The 24,913-nt window shown below is 70.3% G+C and carries 20 protein-coding genes and 1 pseudogene; 1 reads left to right on the top strand and 20 read right to left on the bottom strand.

The genetic code is table 11. The annotated features are described in order from the left end of the window. Positions 1–14 precede the first annotated feature (14 nt). Positions 15–1,244, top strand: coding sequence for an MFS transporter (locus ACFYL6_RS13200; protein WP_387170829.1), 1,230 nt, complete (start codon positions 15–17; stop codon positions 1,242–1,244). On the opposite strand, the gene ACFYL6_RS13195 is transcribed toward ACFYL6_RS13200, so the two are convergent. From ACFYL6_RS13195 to mqnC, 20 genes and pseudogenes are all read right to left on the bottom strand, one after another. Beyond that, entirely contained in the window at positions 1,220–2,305 is a 1,086-nt protein-coding gene (locus tag ACFYL6_RS13195) for a polyprenyl synthetase family protein (RefSeq protein WP_387170827.1), read from the bottom strand. The genes ACFYL6_RS13200 and ACFYL6_RS13195 overlap by 25 nt on opposite strands. Positions 2,306–2,395: 90 nt before the next feature. Next, complete coding sequence (gene nuoN / locus ACFYL6_RS13190) at positions 2,396–3,949, bottom strand: NADH-quinone oxidoreductase subunit NuoN (protein ID WP_387170825.1); 1,554 nt, start codon at positions 3,947–3,949, stop codon at positions 2,396–2,398. A gap of 52 nt (positions 3,950–4,001) precedes the next feature. Continuing rightward, positions 4,002–5,534 (bottom strand): NADH-quinone oxidoreductase subunit M, encoded by a 1,533-nt coding sequence (locus ACFYL6_RS13185; RefSeq protein ID WP_124821335.1) that lies wholly within the window; start codon positions 5,532–5,534, stop codon positions 4,002–4,004. A 64-nt stretch (positions 5,535–5,598) separates the two neighbouring features. Next, on the bottom strand, positions 5,599–7,524 hold the full coding sequence (gene nuoL / locus ACFYL6_RS13180) for an NADH-quinone oxidoreductase subunit L (protein WP_387170823.1): 1,926 nt from the start codon (positions 7,522–7,524) through the stop codon (positions 5,599–5,601). 12 nt (positions 7,525–7,536) lie between these two features. Further along, a complete protein-coding gene (nuoK, locus tag ACFYL6_RS13175; protein WP_030486270.1) occupies positions 7,537–7,836 on the bottom strand; it encodes an NADH-quinone oxidoreductase subunit NuoK in 300 nt (99 codons plus the stop codon). 57 nt (positions 7,837–7,893) lie between these two features. After that, positions 7,894–8,667, bottom strand: a complete 774-nt coding sequence (locus tag ACFYL6_RS13170; protein WP_387170822.1) for an NADH-quinone oxidoreductase subunit J — start codon at positions 8,665–8,667, stop codon at positions 7,894–7,896. Then, positions 8,664–9,305 (bottom strand): NADH-quinone oxidoreductase subunit NuoI, encoded by a 642-nt coding sequence (gene nuoI, locus ACFYL6_RS13165; RefSeq protein WP_387170820.1) that lies wholly within the window; start codon positions 9,303–9,305, stop codon positions 8,664–8,666. The genes ACFYL6_RS13170 and nuoI overlap by 4 nt, the downstream gene beginning before the upstream one ends. A gap of 1 nt (position 9,306) precedes the next feature. Next, entirely contained in the window at positions 9,307–10,659 is a 1,353-nt protein-coding gene (gene nuoH / locus ACFYL6_RS13160; RefSeq protein WP_387170819.1) for an NADH-quinone oxidoreductase subunit NuoH, read from the bottom strand. Between the two features lie 61 nt (positions 10,660–10,720). After that, entirely contained in the window at positions 10,721–13,228 is a 2,508-nt protein-coding gene (locus ACFYL6_RS13155; protein WP_387170817.1) for an NADH-quinone oxidoreductase subunit G, read from the bottom strand. After that, complete coding sequence (gene nuoF / locus ACFYL6_RS13150; RefSeq protein ID WP_387170815.1) at positions 13,228–14,544, bottom strand: NADH-quinone oxidoreductase subunit NuoF; 1,317 nt, start codon at positions 14,542–14,544, stop codon at positions 13,228–13,230. The genes ACFYL6_RS13155 and nuoF overlap by 1 nt, the downstream gene beginning before the upstream one ends. Continuing rightward, positions 14,541–15,743, bottom strand: a complete 1,203-nt coding sequence (nuoE, locus tag ACFYL6_RS13145) for an NADH-quinone oxidoreductase subunit NuoE (RefSeq protein ID WP_387170813.1) — start codon at positions 15,741–15,743, stop codon at positions 14,541–14,543. Before nuoE ends, nuoF begins: the two co-directional genes overlap by 4 nt. Positions 15,744–15,795: 52 nt before the next feature. Further along, complete coding sequence (locus ACFYL6_RS13140; protein ID WP_387170811.1) at positions 15,796–17,121, bottom strand: NADH-quinone oxidoreductase subunit D; 1,326 nt, start codon at positions 17,119–17,121, stop codon at positions 15,796–15,798. Continuing rightward, a complete protein-coding gene (locus ACFYL6_RS13135; RefSeq protein WP_238658399.1) occupies positions 17,118–17,855 on the bottom strand; it encodes an NADH-quinone oxidoreductase subunit C in 738 nt (245 codons plus the stop codon). The genes ACFYL6_RS13140 and ACFYL6_RS13135 overlap by 4 nt, the downstream gene beginning before the upstream one ends. After that, a complete protein-coding gene (locus ACFYL6_RS13130) occupies positions 17,852–18,529 on the bottom strand; it encodes an NADH-quinone oxidoreductase subunit B family protein (protein WP_088986765.1) in 678 nt (225 codons plus the stop codon). The genes ACFYL6_RS13135 and ACFYL6_RS13130 overlap by 4 nt, the downstream gene beginning before the upstream one ends. Positions 18,530–18,543: 14 nt before the next feature. Continuing rightward, positions 18,544–18,909, bottom strand: a complete 366-nt coding sequence (locus tag ACFYL6_RS13125) for an NADH-quinone oxidoreductase subunit A (protein WP_007454588.1) — start codon at positions 18,907–18,909, stop codon at positions 18,544–18,546. A 135-nt stretch (positions 18,910–19,044) separates the two neighbouring features. Then, positions 19,045–20,322: a geranylgeranyl reductase family protein gene (locus tag ACFYL6_RS13120; RefSeq protein WP_387170809.1), complete on the bottom strand. Its 1,278-nt coding sequence runs from the start codon at positions 20,320–20,322 to the stop codon at positions 19,045–19,047. 139 nt (positions 20,323–20,461) lie between these two features. Beyond that, positions 20,462–20,686 (bottom strand): hypothetical protein, encoded by a 225-nt coding sequence (locus ACFYL6_RS13115; RefSeq protein WP_387170807.1) that lies wholly within the window; start codon positions 20,684–20,686, stop codon positions 20,462–20,464. 88 nt (positions 20,687–20,774) lie between these two features. Beyond that, a complete protein-coding gene (locus tag ACFYL6_RS13110) occupies positions 20,775–21,485 on the bottom strand; it encodes a demethylmenaquinone methyltransferase (protein WP_387170805.1) in 711 nt (236 codons plus the stop codon). 774 nt (positions 21,486–22,259) lie between these two features. Next, positions 22,260–23,315 (bottom strand): annotated as a pseudogene (locus ACFYL6_RS13105) (cell wall anchor protein); the annotation flags it as partial. Between the two features lie 362 nt (positions 23,316–23,677). Further along, a complete protein-coding gene (gene mqnC / locus ACFYL6_RS13100; RefSeq protein ID WP_358086495.1) occupies positions 23,678–24,868 on the bottom strand; it encodes a cyclic dehypoxanthinyl futalosine synthase in 1,191 nt (396 codons plus the stop codon). Positions 24,869–24,913 lie beyond the last annotated feature (45 nt).

The raw sequence follows: 24,913 nt of genomic DNA, 5'->3' as shown, positions 1-24,913 counted from the left end.
AGGTTTGCCGAACGATGACCGACACCTCCACCACCCCCGATTCGACGCTCGCCCAGCCCCGCCCGGTCCGGGCGAGCGCCGGCGCAGTCGTCACCACAGTGGCCTGCGTACTGCCCGTCTTCCTGCTCGGCGGTCTCGCCGTGCAGATGGGCGCCGACCTCGGCTTCTCGCCGGCCGGTCTGGGCCTGGCCGTCTCCGTCTACTTCGGGGTCAGCGCGCTGGCCTCGGTGCCCTCCGGGCGCCTGGTCGAGCGGTACGGACCGGCAGTGGTCGCCCGTTGCGGCATCCTGCTGGCCGCCGGGTCGATGCTGGCCGTGGCCGCCTTCGCCCGGTCGTACCCGGTGCTGGTCGGCCTGCTGGCGCTCAGCGCCGCCGCGAACGCGCTCGGCCAGTTGGCCAGCAACGCCGCGCTCGCCCAGCACGTGCCGGCCCGACGGCAGGGGCTGTCGTTCGGTGTCAAGCAGGCCGCCATCCCGGTCTCCACCCTGCTGGCCGGGGTGGCGGTGCCCACCATCGCGCTCACCGCCGGCTGGCGCTGGGCGTTCGTGGCCGCCGCCGTGGCCGCGTTGACGACGCTGGCCGCCGTACCCCGGCAGTTGCCCGGCCTGGCCCGCCGGGCCAGTGGCACGCGGGCCGGGCGGGCGACGGCGGCGCTGGTGGTGATCGGCGCGGCGGCGACGTTGGCCTCGGGCGCGGCCAACTCGCTGGGCACCTTCCTGGTGGACTCCGCCGCGGCGCGGGGCCTGTCGCCGGGCCTCGCCGGCCTCACCCTCACCCTGGGCAGCGCGGTCTGTGTGGTTGCTCGGGTGGGCGCCGGTTGGTTTGCCGACCGCCGCGAGACCGGTCACGTCGCCCTCATCGCCGCGATGCTGGTCGTCGGCGCGGTCGGGCTGGGCCTGCTCGCGCTGACCGGCTCGGTGCCGTTGGTGGTCGGCGTGGTGCTCGGCTTCGGCCTGGGCTGGGCCTGGCCCGGCCTGATGAACTTCGCGGTGGTCCGGCTGCACCCACAGTCACCGGCCGCCGCCACCTCGATCACCCAGACCGGGGTGTACGCGGGCGGCTGTCTCGGCCCGCTGAGCCTGGGCCCGCTCGCCGCCCACCTCGGCTATCCGGCGATGTGGACCATCGCCGCCGTGGCGATGCTGCTCGCCGCCGCCCTCATGCTCGTCGGCAGCCGACTGTTGACCCGCGCCGCCGCCGCAGCGGGCCGGGGCGTGGATCAGCTGGTGCGGTCGGCGATGTAGTCGCAGAGCGACTCGAGCGCGCTGCGGGACGGGCCGTGCGGCAGCGGGGCGAGCTGCGCGCGGGCCTCCTCGGCGTAGCTGCGCACGGTCTCCCGGGCCCGCTTGAGCGCCGGGCTCTCCCGGAGCAGCCCCAACGCCTCGGCGTGCAACGCGTCGTCGGTCAACGGGCCGGTCGCCAGGATCTCCCGTAGTCGCACCGACGACGCGTCGGAGTCGTCCGCCTCGCGGGCGTAGAGCACCGGCAGCGTCGGGACACCCTCGCGCAGGTCCGTGCCGGGGGTCTTGCCCGACTGCACCGACTCGGAGGCGATGTCCAGCAGGTCGTCGGAGAGCTGGAAGGCCACGCCGATCGTCTCGCCGTACCCGGCGAGGGCCTCCACGTGCTCCGGGGCGGCGCCACCGAACATGCCGCCGAACCGGGCCGACGTGGCGATCAGCGAGCCGGTCTTCTCGGCGATCACGTGCAGGTAGTGGGCCACCGGGTCGTCGTCGGCGCGCGGCCCCACGGTCTCCGCGATCTGGCCGTGCACCAGCCGGGCGAAGGTGCGCGCCTGCAACCGGACCGCCTCGGGGCCCAGGTCGGCGGCGATGTCCGCCGCGCGGGCGAAGAGGTAGTCGCCGACCAGGATGGCGACCGAGTTGGTCCACCGGGAGTTCGCGCTCGGCGCGCCCCGACGGACGAGGGCCTCGTCCATCACGTCGTCGTGGTAGAGGGTGGCGAGGTGAGTGAGCTCCATCACCACGGCGGCCGGGACCACCTGAGCACCGGTCGGGTCACCGAACTGGGCGCCCAGCGCCACCAGCAACGGCCGGAAACGCTTCCCGCCGGCCTCGACGAGGTGCCGGGCAGCCTCGGTAACGAACGGGTCGGCGCTGGACACGCTGGCCCGCAACTCGACCTCGACCGTGTCCAGCAGACCCAGCACGGACGCCTCGACACGGCTATCGGCGAGGTTGAGGCCAAGCGCGCCGAACTGACTCGTGCTCGCCCGACCCCGCCGACCGCCGGAGCCGGAGGCACCTGAACGCTCGCCCGCCGGATTCACCACGCTATCAACCATGCCACACGCGTTCGACCTGCTACGGCCCGGGGATACGCACCGGGGGCCGGCACGTGAACACGTGCCGACCCCCGGTGATCGATCCTTCGGTCACCTGACGAATTCGGCGGCTCCGGCGGCCAGATCGAGCAGCGGCGCCGGGGCGACGCCCAACACCAGAGTCGCCAGCACACCGATCATCAGCGCGGCGGAGGTGAGCCCACCGGGCACGGTGACGGTCGGGGTGGACTCGCCCGGCTCGGAGAGCCACATCATCACCACGACCCGCAGGTACGGGAACGCGAGCACCATACTGGTCAGCACACCGGCGATCACCAGCCAGGCCTGGCCACCCTCCAGCGCCGGGCCGAAGATGGCGAACTTGCTGGTGAACCCACTGGTCAGCGGGATACCGGCGAAGGCGAGCAGGATGAACGTGAACAGCGCGGCGAAGAACGGCGACCGCCGGCCCAGCCCGGCCCAGCGGGACAGGTGGGTGGCCTCGCCGTCGTCGTCGCGTACCAGCGTCACCACGGCGAACGCGGCCAGCACCGAGAAGCCGTACGCGACCAGGTAGAACATCGTGCCGGCGAGCCCGTCGCGGCTCGGTGCCAACACACCGACCAGCAGGTAGCCGGCGTTGGCGATCGAGGAGTACGCGAGCAGCCGCTTGATGTCGGTCTGGGTGACCGCGAGCACCGCACCGATCAGCATGGTCAGCACCGCCACCGCGCCCAGGACCGGCGTGAAGTCCCAACTGGCGTTCGCGAACGCCACCTGGAAGACGCGCAGCAGGGCACCGAACGCGGCGACCTTGGTGCAGGCCGCCATGAAGCCGGTGACCGGGGTCGGAGCGCCCTGGTAGACGTCCGGGGTCCAGACGTGGAACGGGGCCGCCGCGGCCTTGAAGAGCAGACCGATGGCGAGCAGCGCCATCCCGGCGAAGAGCAGCACCGGGCTGGCCGGCGACTCGCCCACCGCCGCGTGGATGGTGGCGAAGTCGACGCCGGCCGTCCGGCCCGGGATGCCGGAGGTGAAACCGTAGATCAGGGCCACACCGAACAGGAAGAACGCCGAGGCGTACGCGCCGAGCAGGAAGTACTTCATCGCCGCCTCCTGGCTCAGCAGCCGCCGGCGACGGGCCAGCGCGCAGAGCAGGTAGAGCGGCAGGGAGAAGACCTCCAGCGCGATGAACATGGTCAGCAGGTCGTTCGCCGCCACGAAGATCAGCATGCCGCCGATCGCGAACGTGGTCAGCGGGTAGACCTCGGTGAGACCGTTGCGCCCCTCGGCCTGCCGCCGGTCGTCGGCCGACTCGGCGGTCACCGCGGCCTGGGCGACGAACGCCCCGCCCCGCTCGACCGAGCGGTCACCGATCAGCAGCAGCGCCATCGCGGCCAGCACCAGGATCGCGCCCTGGAGGAAGAGCGTCGGCCCGTCGATCGCGAGAGCCTGACCGGCGGTGATGATCCGCTCGTTGGAGTTGAGGACCACCATGGTCAGTGCCGCGAGCACCGCGAGCAGCGCCAGCGTCAACTGCACCACGTGCCGCCAGCGTCGGGGCACCAGGGCCTCGACCAGCACACCGAGCAGCGCGGTGCCCAGCATGATCAGGATCGGAGAGATCGCCGAGTAGTTGATCGACGGCAGGTTCAGCTCGGTCACAGTGCCGACCTTTCGTTCGCGACTGCGGGGCTCGCAAGCTCACTCCTCGCGCTCACCGGCCTGCCTCCTGGACGGTGCCCACCGACGGGGCCGGGTCGGTTCTGCCGATGTCGTCCATGGTCGCCTGGACGGCGGGGTTGATCACGTCAGTGACCGGCTTCGGGAAGAAGCCGAGCAGCACGATCAGCGCGATCAGGGGGGCGACCACGACCTTCTCGCGCAGGTTGAGGTCCCGGCGCATGCCGTCGACCTCGGTCAGCGCCGGGTTGAGGGTGCCCTGGGTGGTGCGCTGCACCATCCACAGCACGTACGCGGCGGCCAGGATGATGCCGAGCGTGGCGATGACCGCGACCGGCTTGTTCACCGTGAAGGTGCCGATCAGCACCAGGAACTCGGAGATGAACGGCGCCGTGCCGGGCAGCGCGAGCGAGGCGAGACCGGCGAAGAAGAGCACCCCGGCGAGCACCGGGACCAGCTTGCCGGCACCACCGAAGTCGCTGATCAGCGACGAGCCGCGCCGGGAGATCAGCATGCCCACCACCAGGAAGAGCAGGCCGGTGGCCAGCCCGTGGTTGAGCATGTAGAGCACCGCGCCGGTGCCGGCCTGGGTGGTGAAGGCGAAGATGCCCACCCCGATGAAGCCGAAGTGCGCGATCGAGGTGTACGACACCAGCCGCTTGAGGTCGTTCTGGCCGACCGCCAGCAGCGCGGCGTAGACGATGCCGATCACGCCCAGGGCCAGCGCCCACGGCGCGAACCACTTCGACGCCTCGGGGAACAGCGGCAGGCAGTAGCGCAGGATGCCGAAGGTGCCGACCTTGTCCAGCACGCCGACGAGCAGCGCCGCCGCGCCCGCCGGGGCGGCGCCACCGGCGTCGGGCAGCCAGGTGTGGAACGGGAAGAACGGCGCCTTGATGGCGAACGCGAGGAAGAAGCCGAGGAACAGCCAACGCTCGGTGCCGGTGCTGATGTCGACCTGCGACAGCGCCTGCCAGTCGAAGGTCTTGCCGCCGACCACCCACAGGCCGATCACCGCGGCCAGCATGAACAGACCGCCGACGAGCGAGTAGAGGAAGAACTTCACCGCCGCGTACTGCCGCTGGTGCCCGCCGTAGCTGCCGATGAGGAAGTACATCGGCACCAGCATGACCTCGAAGAACACGTAGAACAGGAAGACGTCGGCGGCCGCGAAGACGCCGATCATCGTGCACTCGAGGACCAGCAGCAGCGCGAAGTAGACGGGGACCGACCGCTTCGACGACTCGGCGTCGTGCCAGGACGCCAGGATCACCAGCGGCACCAGCACCGCGATCAGCATCAGCATCACCAACGCGATGCCGTCGGCCGCGAAGGTGAAGCTGACCCCCCAGTTCGGGATCCACGAGTACGACTCGCGGAACTGGAACCGGTCACCGCCGGCGTTGAAGCTGACCCACATCACCACCGAGAGCACCAGCACGAGCAGCGACCAGGCGAACGCCACCTGCTTGGCCAGCTCCGGGCGGTGGCGCGGCAGGAAGGCCACCACCAGGGCGCCCACCAGCGGCGCCACGGTGAGCACCGAGAGGAACGGGAAGTTGGACATTATGCGGCCTTACCTCCGTCGTCACTGCGTGGTCCGCCGGCGGGGGCGGGCGTATTGAGGTCGATCACGCCAACCACCCCGCCTGCACCGCCAGGAACGCCGCCATCACCAGCAGCGCACCGGCCAGGATCGAGGTGGCGTACGAGCGGACAAAGCCGGTCTGCATCCGGCGGAGGCGGCCCGAGCCTCCGCCGACCGCGGCGGCGAGCCCGTTGACGAGCCCGTCGATGCCCCGGTTGTCGAGGTACACCAGCGCCCGGGTGAGGAAGATGCCCGGCTTCTCGAAGACCGCCTCGTTGACCGTGTCGGTGTAGAGGTTGCGCCGGGCGGCGGTGACCAGCACCCCGGCCGGCTGCGGTGCGGTGGCCGTACCGGCCCGGAACAGGAACCAGGCGAGCCCGGCGCCGAGCACGGTGACCAGCAGCGACAGCGTGGTGATCACGGCGTGCGAGAGGACCGCCTCGTGCTCGGCGTGCTCGCCGCCCAGCCCGGCGGTCTCCGTCAGCCAGTCCGGAACGGACGTGGCGAGCAGGAAGCCGGCGCCGACCGACCCGACCGCCAGGAGGATCAGCGGGATGGTCATCAGCTTCGGCGACTCGTGCGGGTGCTCGATGTCCTCGGTCCACCGCTGCGGACCGTGGAAGGTGAGCACGAACAGCCGCGTCATGTAGAACGCGGTCAACCCGGCGCCGAGCAGCGCGGCCCCGCCGAAGAGCCAGGCGGTCCAGTCGTCCCGCTCGAAGGCGGCCACGATGATCGGCTCCTTGGAGAAGAAGCCAGAGAAGGGGAACATGCCGATGATGGCCAGCCAGCCCATCATGAAGGTCAGCCAGGTGATCTTCATGTACTTGGACAGCCCACCGAAGCGGCGGATGTCCACCTGGTCCTTCATTCCGTGCATGACCGAGCCGGCGCCCAGGAACATGTTGGCCTTGAAGAAGCCGTGCGCCAGCAGGTGCACGATGGCCAGCGCGTACGCCGCGCCGCCGAGGCCGACACCGAGGAACATGTAGCCGATCTGGCTCACGGTCGACCAGGCGAGCACCCGCTTGATGTCGTCCTTGGCGACACCGATGATGCAGCCGATCAGCAGGGTGAGCGCGCCGACGCTGACCACCACGAGTTGCAGCGTCGAGTTGGCGGAGAAGATCGGGTTGGACCGGGCGATCAGGTAGACGCCCGCGGTGACCATGGTGGCGGCGTGGATGAGCGCCGACACCGGGGTCGGGCCCTCCATCGCGTCCGGCAACCACGCCTGGAGCGGGAACTGACCGGACTTACCGGCCGCGCCGAGCAGCAGCAACAGGCCGAGGACCAGCACGGTGGTCCCGGTCAGCGCACCGACACCGTTGAACACCTCGTCGTACTGGGTGGTGCCCAGGGTGGCGAACATGATGAAGATGCCGATCGCCAGGCCGGCGTCGCCGACCCGGTTCATCAGGAACGCCTTCTTGCCGGCGGTGGCCGCGCTCGGCCGCTCGGTCCAGAAGGAGATCAGCAGGTACGACGCAAGACCGACGCCCTCCCAGCCGAAGTAGAGCATCACGTAGTTGTTGCCGAGCACCAGCAGCAGCATCGCCGCGACGAACAGGTTGAAGTACGCGAAGAACCGACGACGGCCCGCGTCGTGCGACATGTACTCGACCGCGTACAGGTGGATCAGGAAACCCACCCCGGTGATCAGCAGTACGAAGACCGCGGCCAGCGGGTCGAAGAGCAGGCCGAAGTCGACGCGCAGATCACCGACCGCGATGAAGTCCCAGAGGCTCAGCTCGACCGACTTGTTCTCCAGGCCACGCAGCTGGAAGAAGAAGCTCAGGCCGAGCACGAACGCGGCGCCGATGGCGGCGACGCCCAACCAGTGCCCCCAGCGGTCGGCCCGGCGGCCGAGCAGCAGCAGGATGGCCGCGCTGACCAGCGGGATCGCCACCAGCAGCCAGACGCCCCCGAGCAGCCCCGTGGCCTGGGCGTATTCCACAGTCTCTTCCACCGGTGGACCCCTCTAGTACTTGAGCAGGTTGGCGTCGTCGACACTCGCCGAGCGTCGCGTCCGGAAGATGGACATGATGATCGCGAGCCCGACCACGACCTCGGCCGCCGCCACCACCATCACGAAGAACGCCATGATCTGACCGTTGAGGTCACCGTTGATCCGGCTGAAGGTGACCAGCGTCAGGTTGGCCGCGTTGAGCATCAGCTCCACGCACATGAACAGCACGATCGCGTTGCGCCGGACGAGCACCCCGGCGGCGCCGATGGTGAACAGCACCGCCGCGAGCACCAGGTAGTAGTCAGGCGTCATGGCTGGACTCGCTTTCGTTCGCGACTGCGGGGCTCCGCTTCGCTGCACTCCTCGCGCTCACCGTTGGTCCGTCCCCTTCAGCGTGGTCTCCTGCGCGGTCAGCTCCCGCACCGGCAGGATGTCCGGCGTGCTCCGGTCGGAGAGGCGGCCGTCCGGCAGTCGGGCCGGGGTGGCCACCGAGGACGAGGTCGCGAAGACGCCGGGGCCCGGCTTGGGGCCGGGGTAGTTGCCTGGCGCGAAACGGGCCCGCATCGTCGACACCTGGTCGACCTTGTCCTGCTTGCGGCGCTCGATGTGCGCGAGCACCATGGCACCGACCGCCGCGGTGATCAGCAGTGCCGAGGTCAGCTCGAACGCGAACACGTACTTGGTGAAGAGCAGTCGGGCGATGCCCTGCACGTTGCCCTCCGCGTTGGCCTGCTCCAAGCCGACCGCGGTGGTCCCCTGCAGCGCCCGGTAGAGCGCGCCGCCGACCAGACCGGCGAAGCCCAGCCCCAGGACGATCGCGGCGACCCGCTGGCCGCGCAACGTCTCGATCAGCGAGTCGGTGGAGTCCCGACCGACGAGCATCAGCACGAAGAGGAAGAGCATCATGATCGCGCCGGTGTAGACGATGATCTGCACCATGCCGATGAACGGCCCGGCCTGGAGCACGTAGAACACGCCCAGACAGAGCATGGTGAGCACCAGCCAGAGCGCGGAGTGCACCGCGTTGCGCGCGGCCACCATCCCGATCGCGCCGATGAGCGCGAGCGGCCCGAGGATCCAGAAGGTGACCTCCTCGCCGCCGGACACCCCACCCGCCGCGGCCAGCACCGTAGACGCGTTCATGCTTTCTCTCCCTTGCCGGCCGCGACGCGCTGGGCGGCCTGCTCGGCGCCCGGGAACGTCACGCCGGGGTGCTCCTCGACCTGGTAGCGGCCGGGGCCCATCGGGGACGTCTCCGCACCGGCGGAGGTGCCCGGGTTGTCCAGCGCCCCGACGTAGTAGTCCTTCTCGCTCTCACCCAGTCGCATCGGGTGCGGCGGCTGCTCCATGCCCTCGAGCAACGGCGCGAGCAGCTGCTCCTTGGTGAAGATCAGGTCCTGCCGGTTGTCCCGGGCCAGCTCGTACTCGTTGCTCATGGTGAGCGACCGGGTCGGGCAGGCCTCGATGCACAGCCCGCAGAAGATGCACCGGGCGTAGTTGATCTGGTAGATGCTGGCGTACCGCTCACCCGGCGAGAAGCGCTGCTCGTCGGTGTTGTCGCCACCCTCGACGTAGATCGCGTCCGCCGGGCAGGCCCAGGCGCACAGCTCGCAGCCGATGCACTTCTCCAGGCCGTCCGGGTGCCGGTTGAGGATGTGCCGCCCGTGGTAGCGCGGCGCCGACACCGGCGGCTTGAACGGGTAGTCGGTGGTGACGACCTTCCTGAACATGTGCGAGAAGGTGACACCGAATCCCTTGAACGTTCCGGTGATCGCGCCCACGTCACACCTCCCTGGAGTCCGAGCCGGCAACGATGTTGGCCGGCTCCCGCTCGGCGACCACGCGCGTGATACGCGGGCTCGGTGGTACCTGAAGATCCATCGGCGGCAGCGGGAAACTCCCGTGCGGCCGGTTGTCGACCTGTTCCTGCGTCGTCGGCTGCGGCTTCGGCTTCCGGCTGGGCCAGAAGATCGTGGCGATCAGCAGGATGCCGGCCGGAATCCCAACGGCGATCACCTTGCCGCGGGTGTCCCAGTCCTCGATGGAGCGCAGGCCCGACAGGACCAGGATCCAGACCAGGTTGATCGGCAGCAGCACCTTCCAGCCGAGCCGCATGAACTGGTCGTAGCGCAGCCGGGGCAGCGTGCCACGCAGCCACACGAAGACGAAGACCAGCGCGATCACCTTGCCGAAGAACCAGAGCATCGGCCACCAACCGGAGTTGGCGCCGTCCCAGATGGTGATCGGCCAGGGCGCCCGCCAACCGCCCAGGAACAGCGTGGTGGTGACCGCGGACATGGTCACCATCGCGACGTACTCGCTGAGCATGAAGAGCGCGAACTTCAGCGAGCTGTACTCGGTCATGAAGCCGGCGACCAGCTCGGACTCGGCCTCGGGCAGGTCGAACGGTGCCCGGTTGGTCTCACCCACCGTGGCGATGAAGAAGATGATGAAGCTCGGCAGCAGCAGGATCGCGTACCAACCGGGGGCGGGTAGGTCGAAACCGCCGATGCTCAGCTGCGTCCCGTGCGCCTGCTTGGCGACGATCCCGCTGGTGCTCATCGTGCCGGCGGTCATGAAGACCGCCACGATGCTGAGCCCCATGGCGACCTCGTAGGAGATCATCTGGGCACTCGACCGCAGACCGCCGAGCAGCGGGTACGTGGAGCCGGAGGCCCAGCCACCCAGCACGATGCCGTAGACGCCCATCGAGGAGCAGGCGAGCAGCAGCAGCACCGCCACCGGCACATCGGTGACCTGCAACGGCGTGTGGTGACCGAAGATGCTCACCATCGGGCCGAACGGCACCACCGACAGGGCGGTGACCGCGCAGATCACCGAGATGGTCGGGGCGAAGAAGTAGACGACCTTGTCGGCCGCCTTCGGCAGGATGTCCTCCTTGAAGGCCATCTTCAGGCCGTCGGCGAGGGTCTGCAGCAGGCCGAACGGGCCGACCTGGTTGGGGCCGGGCCGCACCTGCATGTAACCGACCACGCGCCGTTCGAACCAGACGCCGAGCAGGGTGGCCAGCAGACCGAAGGCGAACGCGAAGACAATCTTGCCGAGAACCAGCCACCACGGATCCCGGCCGAAGTCGGCCAACGTCGGATCCTGGGCGAGGTAGGAGGGACTCACTGTGCCCACCTTTCGTTCGCGACTGCGGGGCTCACTCGCTGCGCTCGTTCACTCCTCGCACTCACTGGTTACCCCCGGAGTTGAGGAGCGGACCCGGGAGACCGGTCTCGTCGGCCGCCACGCGTCCGGCCGGGATGGCCGTACCCGAGGCGGGGACGGAGATCCGGACGACCGCGCCGGACGTCGCCCCGAGGCTGCGCCGCACGGTCGAGCCGGGTGAGTTGGTCGGCAGCCAGACCACGCCGTCCGGCATCTCGGTGAGTTCCGCCGGCAGGGTCAGCGCCCCCCGGTCGGTGCCGACCGTGACCGCGTCACCGTCGACCACACCGAGCGCCTCGGCGGTGCCCTTACCCAGCCGGACGACCGGCGGACGGGCGGTTCCGGCGAGGTTCTCGTCGCCCTCGGTCAGGGTGCCGAGGTCCACCAGCTGGTGCCAGGTGGCCAGCACGGCCTCCCCGGCCTTCGGCTCCGGCACCGGGCCCGGCGCGACCGACGGCGCCGCCGGTCGGGACAGACGCGTCGCCGGCAGGGTGGCCAGCTCGCGACGCACGCTCAGCACGTCGGCCGTGCCGAGGCGCACGTCGAGCAGCGCGGCCAGCGCGTCGAGCACCCGGCCGTCGGTCATCGCGGCGGTGTTCAGCACCGCCTCGAACGGGCGCAGCCGACCCTCCCAGTCCAGGAAGCTGCCGGCCTTCTCGGCCACCGGGGCGACCGGCAGCACCACGTTCGCCCGCCGGGTCACCGCGCTGGCGCGCAGTTCGAGGCTGACCAGGAACGGCACCGCGTCCAGGGCGGACTCGGCCAGTCGCGGGTCGGCCAGGTCGGCCGGGTCGACACCGCCGACGACAAGCGCGCCGAGCTGACCGTTGGCGGCCGCGCTCAGGATGCCGTCGGTGTCCCGGCCGGCCTGGCTCGGGATCACCCCGGCCGGGATGTCCCACGCCTCACCCAGCTCGGCCCGGGCGGCCGGCTCGGTGACCAGGCGTCCACCGGGGAGCAGGTTGGGCAGGCAGCCCGCGTCGACCGCGCCGCGGTCACCCGCGCGCCGCGGCACCCAGGCCAGCTTCGCGCCGGTACGCCGGGCCACGTCGGCCGCGGCGGAGAGCCCACCCGGCACGGAGGCCAACCGCTCACCGACGATCAGGATCGCGCCCGGTGCGCTCAGCGCCTCGCTGACCGTGGCGTGCTCGGCGAGCACGCTGGCCTCCTCGCCCGGCACCACCCGGGCCAGCTTGGCACCGAGCTTCTCCAGGCCGCGGGTGGCGAAGGGCGCCAGCGCGTACACCGTCAGGGTCTTCTTCAGGTACGCCTTGCGCAGCCGCAGGAAGAGGATCGGGCACTCCTCCTCGGGCTCCAGGCCGACCAGCACCACCGCCGGCGCGTTCTCCACGTCGGTGTAGGTGACGTCGGTGACCCCGGCGACCGAGCTGGCCAGGAAGTCGGCCTCCTCGCGGGAGACCGGCCGGGCCCGGAAGTCGATGTCGTTGGTGTTCAACGCGACCCGGGCGAACTTGGCGTACGCGTACGCGTCCTCGACGGTCAGCCGACCGCCGGTGAGCACCGCCGTGCCCTGCCCGCTCTCCCGAGCCGTGTGCAGCCCCTCGGCGGCGACGGTGAGCGCCTCACTCCAGGAGGCCTCGCGCAGCTCACCGGTGTGCTCGTCGCGGACCAGCGGAGTGGTCAGCCGGTCGGCGGCCCGGGTGTACTGGAAGCCCCACCGGCCCTTGTCGCAGTTCCACTCCTCGTTTACCTGCGGCTCGTCGCCGGCCAGCCGGCGCAGCACCTTGCCGCGCCGCCAGTCGGTGCGCTGCCCGCAGCCGGCCGAGCAGTGCTCGCAGACGCTCGGGCTGGAGACCAGGTCGAAGGGGCGGGCGCGGAACCGGTACTGGGCACCGGTCAGCGCACCCACCGGGCAGATCTGCACGGTGTTGCCGGAGAAGTAGGAGTTGAACGGAACGTCTCCGGCGTCGCCCTCCTCGCCGTACGCGTCGTCCCGGTAGATGTTGATCTCCTCGGCGGACGACCGGCCCATCAGGTCGATGAACTTGTCGCCGGCGATCTCCTCGGAGAACCGGGTGCAGCGCTGGCAGAGCACGCACCGTTCGCGGTCCAGCAGCACCTGGCTGCTGATCGCCATCGGCTTCTCGTACTCCCGCTTGTGCTCGTGGAAGCGCGAGTCGGTGCGGCCGGTGGACATGGCCTGGTTCTGGAGCGGGCACTCGCCGCCCTTGTCACACATCGGGCAGTCCAGTGGGTGGTTGAGCAGCAGCAGCTCCATCACCCCCTCCTGCGCCTTCTTGGCCACCGGGGAGGTGATCTGGGTACGCACGACCATGCCGTCGGCGACGGTCTGGGTGCAGGAGGCGACCGGCTTGCGCTGCCCCTCCACCTCGACCAGGCACTGCCGGCACGCGCCGGCCGGGGCCAGCAGCGGGTGGTCGCAGAACCGGGGGATCTCGGTGCCCATCTGCTCGGCGACCCGGATCAGCAGCGTCCCCTTGGGGGCGGTGACCTCGACGCCGTCGATGGTGAGGGTGACGGTCTCGGTCTGCTTGGCTACGTCGGTCATCAGTGCGCCCCTACCAGGGTCTTCTCCGACAGCTTGGGTGCGGTCCGACCCTCGATGTAGTCGAGGTAGTCCTGCTTGAAGTACTGCAGCGAGGAGGTCACCGAGCTGGTCGCACCGTCACCCAGGCCGCAGAACGAGCGGCCGAGGATGTTGTCGCAGGTGTCCAGCAGGGTGTCCAGGTCTTCGTGGGTGCCCTGACCGGCGAGGATGCGCCGGTAGACCCGAACCATCCAGTAGTTGCCCTCGCGGCACGGGGTGCACTTGCCGCACGACTCGTGGTGGTAGAACTCCAGCCACCGGTACGTCGCGTAGACCGGGCAGTCCTGGTCGGAGAAGATCTGCGTGGCCGTGGTGCCCAGGATCGAGCCGGCCGCCGCCACCCCCTCGAAGTCCAGTGGCACGTCCAGGTGCTCGGCGGCGAGCAGCGGGGTGGACGAGCCGCCCGGGGTCCAGAACCGCAGGTTGTGGCCAGGCTGCATGCCACCGGCCAGCTCCAGCAGCTCGCGCAGCGTGACGCCCATCGAGCACTCGTACTGGCCCGGGTTGGCGATCCGACCGGAGAGCGAGTAGATCATCGGCCCGGAGGACTTCTCGGTGCCCATGCTCTTCCACCAGTCGGCCCCACCGAGCACGATCGGCGGCACGCTGGCGATGGTGCCGACGTTGTTCACCACCGTCGGGCTCGCGTAGAGGCCGTGGGTGGCCGGGAACGGCGGGCGCAGCCGGGGCTGACCCCGGAACCCCTCCAGCGAGTCCAGCAGCGCCGTCTCCTCGCCGCAGATGTACGCCCCGGCGCCGGAGTGCACCACCAGCTCCAGGTCGTAGCCGCTGCGCAGGATGTTCCGGCCCAGGTAACCCTTGTCGTACGCCTCCTGGACGGCGTTGCGCAGCCGACGCGCGGCGTGCACCGCCTCGCCCCGGATGTAGATGTAGGCGCGGGCGGCCCGGATCGCGTACGACGCGATGATGACGCCCTCGACCAGCGCGTGCGGGTCGTGGGTCATCAGCGGCAGGTCCTTGCAGGTGCCCGGCTCGCCCTCATCGGCGTTGACCACCAGGTAGTGCGGCTTACCGTCACCCTGCGGAATGAAGCCCCACTTGAGACCGGTGGGGAAGCCGGCGCCGCCTCGGCCGCGCAACCCGGAGTCCTTGATCAGCTGGATCAGGTCGTCCGGGTGGGCCTTGAGCGCCTTGCGCAGCGCGGCGTAGCCGTCCAGCTGCTCGTACGTGCCGATGCGCCAGGCGTCCGGCGACAGCCAGCGCTTGGTCAGCACCGGCGTCAGCTTGGCCAGCGTCTCCGGGCGGGGAGTGGTCACTTCTGGGCCCCCGTTTCGTTCGCGTCCGACGGTCCGGCGCCGTCGGCGTCCGTCCCAGCCTTCGCTTCGGTGAGGTTGCGCTCCTGCGCCGCGGCCTCGTCGCCGGCGGGCTTGCCGTCGCCGGCCGGCGCGTTCGCCGCCACGCCTGCGGCCTCGGCCGACCGCGCGTCGCCAGCCTCGGGCGCGGTGCCGGTGCCGTCGGTGGGGACCTTCGTGCCAGGGGCGTCCGGCACTGCGGTGTCCGCGTCCGGCTGCCGGGTCTCGGCGGTACGCACCTGCGGCGACTTGTCGTCCGGTGCCTTGACGTCCCGGGTGGTGCTGCCGGATGCCTCCGCCGGCTTCGCCGGCTCGGTGGCGTCCGCCGGCTTCGCCGGCTCGGCGACCGCGACCGCCCCCGTCGGGGCGGAAGCCCCGTCGCCACCCTTGACCGGCGCCGCGCTGGCCTCGACGGGCGCCGGCTTGGCGGCCTCCGCCTTCGCCTTCGCCTCGGCGGCGGCCTTGTCGGCCTCGGCCTTGCTGCGGATCGGGGTGTTCGGGTCGAAGCCCGGCACCGAGACACCGTGCTGCTGGGCCAGCCGCAACCCGCGCAGGGTGGGCTCGCCCGGCCCGCCGTCGGCGACCGCACCGTCGCGCTCGTCGGCGAAACCGGCGAGCTGCACCGCCATTTCCTTGAGGGTGCAGAGCCGGGCGCCCCGGGTAGGCATCGGCCGGCCGCCGGCCCGCAGCTCGTCGACCACACCGACCGCGGTGGAGGGGTCCACGCCGTCGAAGAAGTCGTAGTTGACGGTCATCACCGGGCCGTAGTCGCACGCCGCCAGGCACTCGGCGTGCTCCAGCGTGATCGTGCCGTCGGCGGTGGTCTCGTCGTGCCCGACGCCCAGGTGCTCGGCGAGGGTGTCGTAGACCTCCTGGCCACCGAGCACGTTGCACATCGTGTTGGTGCAGACGCTGACCAGGAAGTCACCGGTCGGCTTGCGCTTGTACATCGTGTAGAAGGTGGCCACCGCGCCGACCTGGGCCTTGTTCAGCCCCAGCACCTCGGCGCAGAACGCGACCCCGGCCGGGGAGACGTAGCCCTCTTCGGCCTGCACCAGGTGCAGCAGCGGCAGCAACGCCGAGCGGGACCGGTCCGCCGGGTAACGGGCGATGATCTCGCGCGCCCGCTCCCGGGTCTCGTCAGTGAAAGTCGTCGTCGTCATCAGAGCCGCCTTCCGTTCGCGACTGCGGGGCTCGCAGGCTCACTCCTCGCGCTCACCGGTCACAACCCCCCATGACCGGGTCCAACGAGGCGCCGCCGGCGATCACGTCGGCGATCAGACCGCCCTCGGCCATCGCCGGGAGGGCCTGCAGGTTGACGAAGCTCGGCTCCCGGTAGTGCACCCGGTAGGGCCGGGTGCCACCGTCGGAGACCGCGTGGACGCCCAGCTCGCCGCGGGGCGCCTCGATGGCGACGTACACCTGGCCGGGCGGGACCCGGAAGCCCTCGGTCACCAGCTTGAAGTGGTGGATCAGCGACTCCATCGACTGACCCATGATCTTCGCGACGTGTTCGAGCGAGTTGCCCATGCCGTCCACGCCGATGGCCAGCTGCGCCGGCCAGGCGATCTTGCGGTCGGCGACCATCACCGGGCCCGGGCGGAGCCGGTCCAGTGCCTGCTCGACCAGCTTCATCGACTCCCGGATCTCGGCGAGCCGGACCTGGTAGCGGCCCCACACGTCACCGTCGGGGTGGGTCGGCACGTCGAACTCGTAGTTCTCGTAGCCGCAGTACGGCATGGTCTTGCGCAGGTCCCAGGCGAGGCCGGCGGACCGCAGCACCGGGCCGGTGATGCCGAGCGCCACGCAGCCGGTGACGTCCAGCACCGCGACGTTCTTCGTCCGCTCGGTCCAGATCGGCTGGCCGGAGAGGAGGTCCTCGTACTCCTTGAGCTTCTTCGGCATCATCTTGAGGAACTCGCGGATCTTGACGATCGCGTCGTCCGGCACGTCCTGCGCCACACCGCCCGGCCGCACGTACGCGTGGTTCATCCGCAGGCCGGTGATGGTCTCGAAGATGTCGAGGATGTACTCCCGCTCGCGGAAGCCGTACAGCATGATCGAGATCGCGCCCAGCTCCATGCCGGTGGTGGCCAGCCAGACCAGGTGCGACGAGATCCGGTTGAGCTCCATCATCAGCACGCGGATCGTGGTGGCCCGCTCGGTGATGTCGTCGGTGATGCCGAGCAGCTTCTCGACCGCGAGGGCGTACGCCGTCTCGTTGAAGATCGGGGCGAGGTAGTCCATCCGGGTCACGAACGTCGAACCCTGGACCCAGTTGCGGTATTCGAGGTTCTTCTCGATGCCGGTGTGCAGGTAGCCGACGACCGAGCGGGCCTCGCGGACCGTCTCGCCCTCCAGCTCCAGGATCAGCCGCAGCACCCCGTGCGTGGACGGGTGCTGCGGACCCATGTTGACCACGATCCGCTCGTCGTTGATCGGGTCGGTGCCCGCGACGATCGTGTCCCAGTCCCCACCGGTGACGGTGAAGACCCGACCCTCGTCGGTCTCGCGCTCGCTGGCGTAGTTCGACGTCGTCACTGGTACGACCTCCGCTCGTTCGGCGGCTGGATCTCCGCACCCTTGTACTCGACGGGGACGCCGCCGAGCGGGTAGTCCTTGCGCTGCGGGTGGCCCTCCCAGTCGTCCGGCATGAGGATCCGGGTCAGGTTGGGATGGCCGTCGAAGACGATGCCGAACATGTCGTACGCCTCGCGTTCCTGCCAGTCCGCCGTCGGGTAGACGGCGGTCACGCTGGGCAGGTGCGGGGCCTCGACGGAGACCGCGGCCTCCAGCCGGACCCGCCGCCGGTACGTCATCGAGGTGAGCAGGTAGACCACGTGCAGCCGGCGCTCGTCGGCGCCCAGGTAGTCCGCACCGGACACCGAGGAGCACAGCTCGAACCGCAGCGCCAGGTCGTCCCGCATCACCTGGCAGACCTCGGCGATCCGCTCCGGGCGTACGTGCAGGGTCAGCTCACCCCTGTCGACCACGACCTTCTCGATCGCGTCGTTGAAGGCCGGGTACGCCTCCTCCAGCGCGTCGCGGACCTCGTCGAAGTAGCCCCCGTACGGCCGGGACGCCTCCTCGATGGGCTGGCGCTGGCGGACCAGGCCGCCGTAGCCGGACACGTCGCCGGTGCCCTGGTTGCCGAACATCCCGCGACCGGCCGGGCTGGCCGGCGGGTACTCGGCGGGGGCGGTGCTGCTGGCGCCGACCGGCGTGACCGGCACCGGCACCCCGCCGTCGTTTGGCTTGTCCGTGGGTGACGTCATTTCGGGCCTACCTGCGGGTGGAGGTGGTTCTGAGCGTTCATCCAGTTCTCGATGCGCAGCTGCTCCTCGCGGCCCTCGCGGACCGCCCGGGTCCACTCGGCGCGCCGGGCCTTGTCGCTGCGGTACGAGGAGGGCATCGAGCCGTAGGGCACGACCGGAACGTCGCCGCGCTCCTGGCGGGCCGCGAGCATCTTGCGACCGTTGGGGCCCAGCGGCTCGTACATGATCTTCTCGCGGAGCTTGAGGATCGCGTCGATGAGCATCTCCGGCCGGGGCGGGCAGCCGGGGAGGTACATGTCGACCGGCACCACGTGGTCGACGCCCTGCACGATCGCGTAGTTGTTGAACATGCCGCCGCTGCTGGCGCAGACGCCCATCGAGAGCACCCAGCGCGGCTCGGCCATCTGGTCGTAGATCTGGCGCAGCACCGGGGCCATCTTCTGACTCACCCGGCCGGCCACGATCATCAGGTCGGCCTGCCGGGGCGACGCCCGGAAGACCTCCATGCCCCAGCGGCCCATGTCGTAGTGCGGACCACCGGCGGCCATCATCTCGATGGCGCAGCAGGCCAGGCCGAAGGTGGCGCCCCACACGGACGACTTCCGAGACCAGTTGACCAGCTTCTCCACCGAGGTGAGCAGGACGCCGGCGGGAAGCTTCTCCTCGATGCCCATCTGACGTTCCTTCCTCAGTCCCAGTCCAGGCCGCCGCGCCGCCACACGTAGGCGTACGCAACGAAGACCGCGACGATGAACAGGACCATCTCCACGAAGCCGAAGATCGGCAGAGCGTCGAACGAGACCGCCCAGGGGTAGAGGAAGATGATCTCGATGTCGAAGACGATGAAGAGCATCGCCGTCAGGTAGAACTTGATCGGGAACCGCCCGCCGCCGACCGGCTGCGGGCTGGGCTCGATGCCGCACTCGTAAGCCTCGAGTTTGGCCTTGTTGTAGCGACGGGGACCGGCGAAGCGGGCGGCGCCAACGGAAAACAGCGAGAACGCCGCGGCGAGGGCGAACAGCCCGATGATCGGTGCGTAAGGCGAGAGCGACATCGTTTTCTCCTGCTCGTCCTTCCCTGCCCTCGGTGCTTGACGAAAATCACACTATTCACGTCCCTCGCAGTGGCAGTCGGCGGGGGTCGATCTTTGTCAGCATCGGGGCCGTGACCAGCGCCGATGCCGTCCTACCTATACGGCTGGGGCGGCCTTCGTCATCGCGTTGATGACCCGATCCATCGCGTCCCCGCCACGCCGGTCGGTCAGGTTGGCCAACAGCTTGAGTACGAAACGCATCAGCGTCGGGTGTGGCATGCCGTGTTTGGTGGCGATCCGCATGATCTCGGGGCGGCCGATCAGTTTCACGAAGATGCCGCCCAACCGGTAGTAGCCCCCGAGCCGGGCCTTCAGCTCGTTCGGGTACGCCATCAGCGCGCGCTCCCGTTCCGGGCCGGCCGGCCGGGCGAGGGCCTGGACCATGGCCTCCGCGGCCAGTTCGCCGGACTCCATCGCGTACGCGATGCCCTCACCGTTGAACGGGTTGACCATGCCGCCCGAGTCGCCGACCAGCAGCACGCCCCGGGTGTAGTGGGGCACCCGGTTGAAGCCCATCGGCAGCGCGGCACCGAGGATCGGGCCGTCGGCGTTGGTCTCGTCGGTCATCCCCCAGTCTTCCGGGGTGTTCGCGAGCCAGTCGGTGAGCAGCCGGCGGTAGTTGGTCTTGCCGAATGCCGAGGACGAGTTGAGCACGCCGAGGCCGACGTTGACCCGCCCGTCACCGAGGCCGAAGATCCAGCCGTACCCGGGCAGCAGGTTGTCGCCGCTGTCCTTGCTGCGCAGCTCGAGCCAGGACTCCAGGTAGTTGTCCTCGTGCTTGGCCGGCGAGCGGTAGTAGCGGCGGACGGCCACACCGATCGGCCGGTCCTCCCGCTTGGCCAGCCCGAGCGCGAGCGGGAACCGGCCGGAGACGCCGTCCGCCGCGACGACCAGCGGTGCGCGGAAGGTGGTGGGCTCCTTGCCCGGCCCGACCTCCGCCTCGACGCCGGTGACGCGGCCATCGTCGTCGAGCACCGGGCCCAGCACGTTGACGCTGGTCCGCAGCTTCGCGCCGGCGGCCACCGCCCGCTGGGCGAGCAGGTCGTCGAAGTCCAGGCGCGTGCGCACCAGACCGTAGTTGGGGAAGCTGGCCAGCTCCGGCCAGTCCAGTTCGAGGCGTACCCCGCCGCCGATGACCCGCAGGCCGCGGTTGTGCAGCCAGCCCGCCTCGGGCGAGGTGTCCACACCCATCCGGATGAGCTGGCGCACCGCGCGCGGGGTCAACCCGTCGCCGCAGACCTTCTCCCGGGGGAACTCGGTCTTCTCCAACAACAGCACCCGTACGCCGTGCCGGGCCAGGTGGTACGCAGTCGCTGATCCACCGGGACCGGCGCCCACGACAATGACGTCGGCGTCGTGTTCCACCGCGGTCATTCGCGCCTCCTCCCGCACGCTCGTGAAATGCTTCACAAGCCAGACGGGACGAGTGTATGACCGGCGTCATACCAGCGCAGGATCAGGGGTACCTAACTCGCCGATGTGACAGCCCACCACCGTCCACAGCGCTCAGGTGTCAGGCCGGGCGGGAGGCGTCCAGGCCCGCGTCGACCCGGATCGCCTCCGGTAGATGCTCGCGGAGCGCCCCGCCCGCCGCCCGGTCCAGTGCCGCCAACACCTCGGCGACCACCTGCCGGACCTCCACCGGGTCGGCCCCGGCCAACTCGCGCAACTGGGCGATGAGTTCGGCGGCGTCGTCGTCGGTGGCGGCCACCGGGTCCGCCGGCTCTGCTCCGGTCATGCGATCGAGCGTACGGGGCAAAGTGGACTAAAGACCGATATTAACGAAACCTGAATAATATCCGTGCCGGTTGGTGCGGGTCCGCCCGCTACTTGCGGATCCCCCGGTGCAGGGCCACCACGCCACCGGTCAGGTTGCGCCACGCCACGCGCCCCCACCCGGCCGCGGCCACCCGGCCGGCCAGCGCGGACTGCGCCGGCCAGGCCCGGACCGACTCGGCGAGATAGACGTACGCCTCGGGGTTGCTCGACACCGTGCGGGCCACCGCCGGCAACGACCGCATCAGGTACGACAGGTAGACCGTCCGGAAGACCGGGTTGACCGGGGTGCTGAACTCGCATACCACCAGCCGGCCGCCCGGCCGGGTCACCCGGGCCAGCTCACGCAGCGCCGCGTCGGTGTCGTTGACGTTGCGCAGCGCGAAGGAGATGGTCACCGCGTCGAAGCTGGCGTCGGCGAACGGCAGCCGCAACGCGTCTCCGGCCAGCAACGGCACCTCGGGCCGGGCCCGCTTGCCGGTGTACAGCATGCCCAGCGACAGGTCGGCCCCGACCGCGTACGCCCCGGACTGGGCCAGCTCACGCGTCGAGACGCCGGTGCCCGCGCCCACGTCCAGCACCCGCTCGCCCGGCCGCAGCCCGAGCGCCGCACGGGTGGCCCGGCGCCAGGAACGGTCCTGGCCCAACGAGATCACCGTGTTGGTCAGGTCGTAACGCTCTGCCACGCCGTCGAACATCGCGGCGACCTCGTGCGGCTGCTTGTCCAGACTGGCGCGCTGGCCCTGCGGGGTACGGCTCACCCCTCCACTCTGCCAGCCGCCCGCCAACCGACGCTCGCTGGGTGGCGCGGCACGCCTTCGTACGCGAAAGGGCGGGGTGGTCGCCCACCCCGCCCTTCCGTCGTGCCCACGTCCGTGACGCCTCGGTCAGAACGCGCGTCGCCTTCACGCCCGTCGCGGTCGCGCCTCTCCAGCGCGCCGTTGGTCAGGGCGTCGGTGTCAGTCGGTCGACTTCTCGTCGGCCGGCGAGACCAGGACCACCTTGCGGCGACGGGTGAGCACCAGCAGCGCTCCGCCCACGAGCAGGATGATCACACCGATGCCGCCGATCAGGCCGACCTGCACACCGGTCACCGGCAGGCCACCGCCGCCCGAGCCGCCACCGCCGGAGCCGCCACCCGGCGAGACGGTCGTGCCCGGCGTCGTCGTACCGCTCGGGACCGCCGTCGGAGTGGCCGTCGCAGTGGGGGTGGCCGTCGCGGTCGGCGTCTCGGTGGGAGTGGCCGTCGCGGTCGGCGTCGGCGTGACCGTCGGCGTCTTCGTCGGAGTAGCCGTCGGGGTCGGCGTCGGGGTCGGCCTCTCCGTCGGGGTGACCGTCGGAGTCGGCGTCGGCGTCTCCGTCGGAGTAGCCGTCGGCGTCGGCGTCACGGTCGGGGTGACCGTCGGCGTCGGCGTCGGCGACTCGGTCGGGGTGACCGTCGGCGTCGGCGTCGGCGTCTCCGTCGGAGTGGCCGTCGGCGTCGGGGTCGGCGTTCCGGTCGGGGTGACCGTCGGCGTCGGAGTGGGCGACTCGGTCGGAGTGGCCGTCGGCGTCGGAGTCGGGGTCTGCGTCGGAGTAACCGTCGGCGTCGGGGTCGGGGTCGGGTCCACGGCCTGGTCGACGAAGACGTCGAAGATCGCCTGGTTGTCACCCTCGTCGACCTCGGTGAAGGTCTTCCGCTGAGCGGTGCTGGCCCGCTGCGGCTGCTCCTCGGGCTTGCCGGCTGCCGCGTCCAGACCGTGCGCCACCAGCTCGCCGACCCGCAGCACCGGCTCGGTGACGTCCTTGCCGACGGTCACCTTGATGTCCGCCGTGTAGTAGTCACCGGGCCGGATCACCGCGCCGTCGTCCTGACAGAGCGCCTGGGCGACACCGAAGGTCTGCAAGGTGCAGGTGTCCGGCAGGGTGTCGAAGGTGACGCCCGCCGGGAGGGTGAGCACGTAGGCGAGACCGGTGGCCTTGCGGCTGCCGTCGTTGTAGACCGCCCAGTCGACCGGCACCGTCTCGCCCGGCCGCACCGGACGGAGGTCGGGGTCGTCGCCGTTGACGCCGTTCACCACGACGTTCGCGTTGACGTCCTGCACCCAGCTGGTCAGGTCGTACCCGGGCTCGGTGACGGTGATGTCGTGCTCGACCTTGTTGTCTTCCTTGTTGGGGTCCTCGGTGGCCGAGCGGATGGTGACCACCAGCGTGCCGGCGGCGCCCCTACCACCGGTGGAGAAGATCGGAATGCCGAAGTCCTCGCTGGTTCCGGCGGCCAGGTCGCCGAGGGGACAGGTGAACTTCTTGCCGTTCACCCGGCAGCCGTCGGGCACCACGACCCGGACCTTGTTCGTCTTCAGCCTGCTGGTGTCCACGGTGTAGCTGACACCCTCGGCGTCCTCCTCGCTCCGGGTGTTGTCGACCGTGAACTTGAACGGCTTGCTCTTGGCCTCCGTGACACCCTTGGCCAGGTTGTAGCTGAGCGGCACCAGGGCCAGGTCGGCCTGCTCGGCCGCCAGCACTGGGGCGGCCACGGCGGCGATGCCGCCGGCCGCGAGCAGCGCCACGACACTGGCGCGCACCAGCGTCGAGCGGTGGAACGCTGTCATCAGTCCCCCGGGGGTAGGGAAGAAAGAATGGTTGCGGAACGAGCGGACGCTATCGGAGGCCGATCTTCCACGCCAGCAGGCGGGCCCGTTTTCAGCCGTCCGGTCCGAGCTGGGCAGACAGTACGGGCGGGATGGTCACCCATCCCGCCCGTACTGCCGTGCGTTATATGAACGACCCGCAGCGGGCCGATGGAGGACAGCCCCGTCTGTCGACGGTGACGGATATGAGCCGGGACGCTAGCCGCCGACGATCATCTCCACCAGCCCCGCACCGGACAGCCTGACGCTGCGGCGGCGGGGACCACCCGTACCGCCGGGGTGATCCGGCGGGAGCATGAGCGTCGATCAGCCGAACGGCCGGGTCAGCTGACGTCCACCAGTGGCAAAGACTTCCCCGCACCACCGCCGGGCAGCGCGATCGAGGAGAAGTGCGAGACCACCCGCTCGTCGGTCGGGTCGTCGGCCGGCGTGTGGTGCACGGCGAGCCGGTTGTAGAGGGTGTCGCGCTGCGCGGGGATCCGGTCCGCCGAGCGGATCATGCCGATCAGCTCGTGCAGGTTGGAGCGGTGCCGCGCACCGGCGGAGGAGATGACGTTCTCCTCCAGCATGATCGAGCCCAGGTCGTCCACGCCCATGTGCAGGGCGAGCTGCCCGACGTCCTTGCCGGTGGTCAGCCAGGACGCCTGCAGGTGCGGCACGGTCTCGAAGAAGAGCCGGGCCACCGCGACCAGCCGCAGGTACTCCAGGGTGGTCGCCTGAGTGCGGCCCTTCAGGTGGTTGTTCTCCGGCTGGTACGTCCACGGGATGAAGGACCGGAACCCGCGGGTGCGGTCCTGCACGTCCCGGATCATGCGCAGGTGCTCGATCCGCTCGGCGTGCGTCTCGCCGGTGCCCATCATCATGGTGGCGGTCGACTCGATGCCCTGCCGGTGGGCCAGCTCCATGACCTCCAGCCAGCGCTCGCCCGACTCCTTGAGGGGCGCGATGGCCTTGCGGGGCCGCTCGGGCAGCATCTCCGCGCCGGCGCCGGCGATCGAGTCCAGGCCGGCGGTCTTGATCCGGGCGATGGCCTCGTCCAGGCTCACCCCGGAGACCTTGGCCATGTGCAGGATCTCGCTGGGGCCGATCGAGTGGATGACCAGCTGCGGGTACGCCTGCTTGACCGAGGAGAACAGCTCCTCGTAGTACTCCACGCCGTAGTCCGGGTGGTGCCCGCCCTGGAGCATCACCTGGGTGGCGCCCAGCTCGACCGCCTCGCCGCAGCGGCGCAGGATCTCCTCGGTCGGGTGGGTCCACCCTTCCTTGTGCTTGGGCGCGCGGTAGAACGCGCAGAACTTGCACGCCGTCACGCAGACGTTCGTGTAGTTGATGTTGCGGTCGATCAGGTACGTGACGATGTTGTCCGGGTAGCGTCGCCGACGCACCGCGTCCGCCGCCTCGCCCAACGCGTGGAAGGGCGCCTCGGTGTAGAGCAGCAGCGCCTCCTCGGGCGTGATCCGCCCGCCGTCCGCGCCGCGCTGCAGGATGTCGTCGATCTCCCGGCTCACCGTCACGCCCCGAGCCTACGCCGACGACGCGCCCCTTCCGGGCGGGGTGTT

This window comes from Micromonospora sp. NPDC007208 (assembly GCF_042869175.1).
GTDB classification, from domain to species: Bacteria; Actinomycetota; Actinomycetes; order Mycobacteriales; family Micromonosporaceae; genus Micromonospora; species Micromonospora foliorum.
The sequence above is the reverse complement of the archived record's forward strand: the minus strand, read 5'-3'. Positions and strand labels throughout refer to the sequence as shown.

Bases quoted from the DNA above. Each gene is read 5' to 3' on its own strand.
- ACFYL6_RS13120 (WP_387170809.1), bottom strand. From the start codon at position 20,322: ATGACCGCGGTGGAACACGACGCCGACGTCATTGTCGTGGGCGCCGGT.
- ACFYL6_RS13200 (WP_387170829.1), top strand. From the start codon at position 15: ATGACCGACACCTCCACCACCCCCGATTCGACGCTCGCCCAGCCCCGC.
- ACFYL6_RS13130 (WP_088986765.1), bottom strand. From the start codon at position 18,529: ATGGGCATCGAGGAGAAGCTTCCCGCCGGCGTCCTGCTCACCTCGGTG.
- ACFYL6_RS13115 (WP_387170807.1), bottom strand. From the start codon at position 20,686: ATGACCGGAGCAGAGCCGGCGGACCCGGTGGCCGCCACCGACGACGAC.
- ACFYL6_RS13195 (WP_387170827.1), bottom strand. From the start codon at position 2,305: ATGGTTGATAGCGTGGTGAATCCGGCGGGCGAGCGTTCAGGTGCCTCC.
- ACFYL6_RS13155 (WP_387170817.1), bottom strand. From the start codon at position 13,228: ATGACCGACGTAGCCAAGCAGACCGAGACCGTCACCCTCACCATCGAC.
- ACFYL6_RS13185 (WP_124821335.1), bottom strand. From the start codon at position 5,534: ATGTCCAACTTCCCGTTCCTCTCGGTGCTCACCGTGGCGCCGCTGGTG.
- ACFYL6_RS13170 (WP_387170822.1), bottom strand. From the start codon at position 8,667: ATGAACGCGTCTACGGTGCTGGCCGCGGCGGGTGGGGTGTCCGGCGGC.
- nuoE (WP_387170813.1), bottom strand. From the start codon at position 15,743: ATGACGACGACGACTTTCACTGACGAGACCCGGGAGCGGGCGCGCGAG.
- ACFYL6_RS13135 (WP_238658399.1), bottom strand. From the start codon at position 17,855: ATGACGTCACCCACGGACAAGCCAAACGACGGCGGGGTGCCGGTGCCG.
- ACFYL6_RS13125 (WP_007454588.1), bottom strand. From the start codon at position 18,909: ATGTCGCTCTCGCCTTACGCACCGATCATCGGGCTGTTCGCCCTCGCC.
- nuoK (WP_030486270.1), bottom strand. From the start codon at position 7,836: ATGACGCCTGACTACTACCTGGTGCTCGCGGCGGTGCTGTTCACCATC.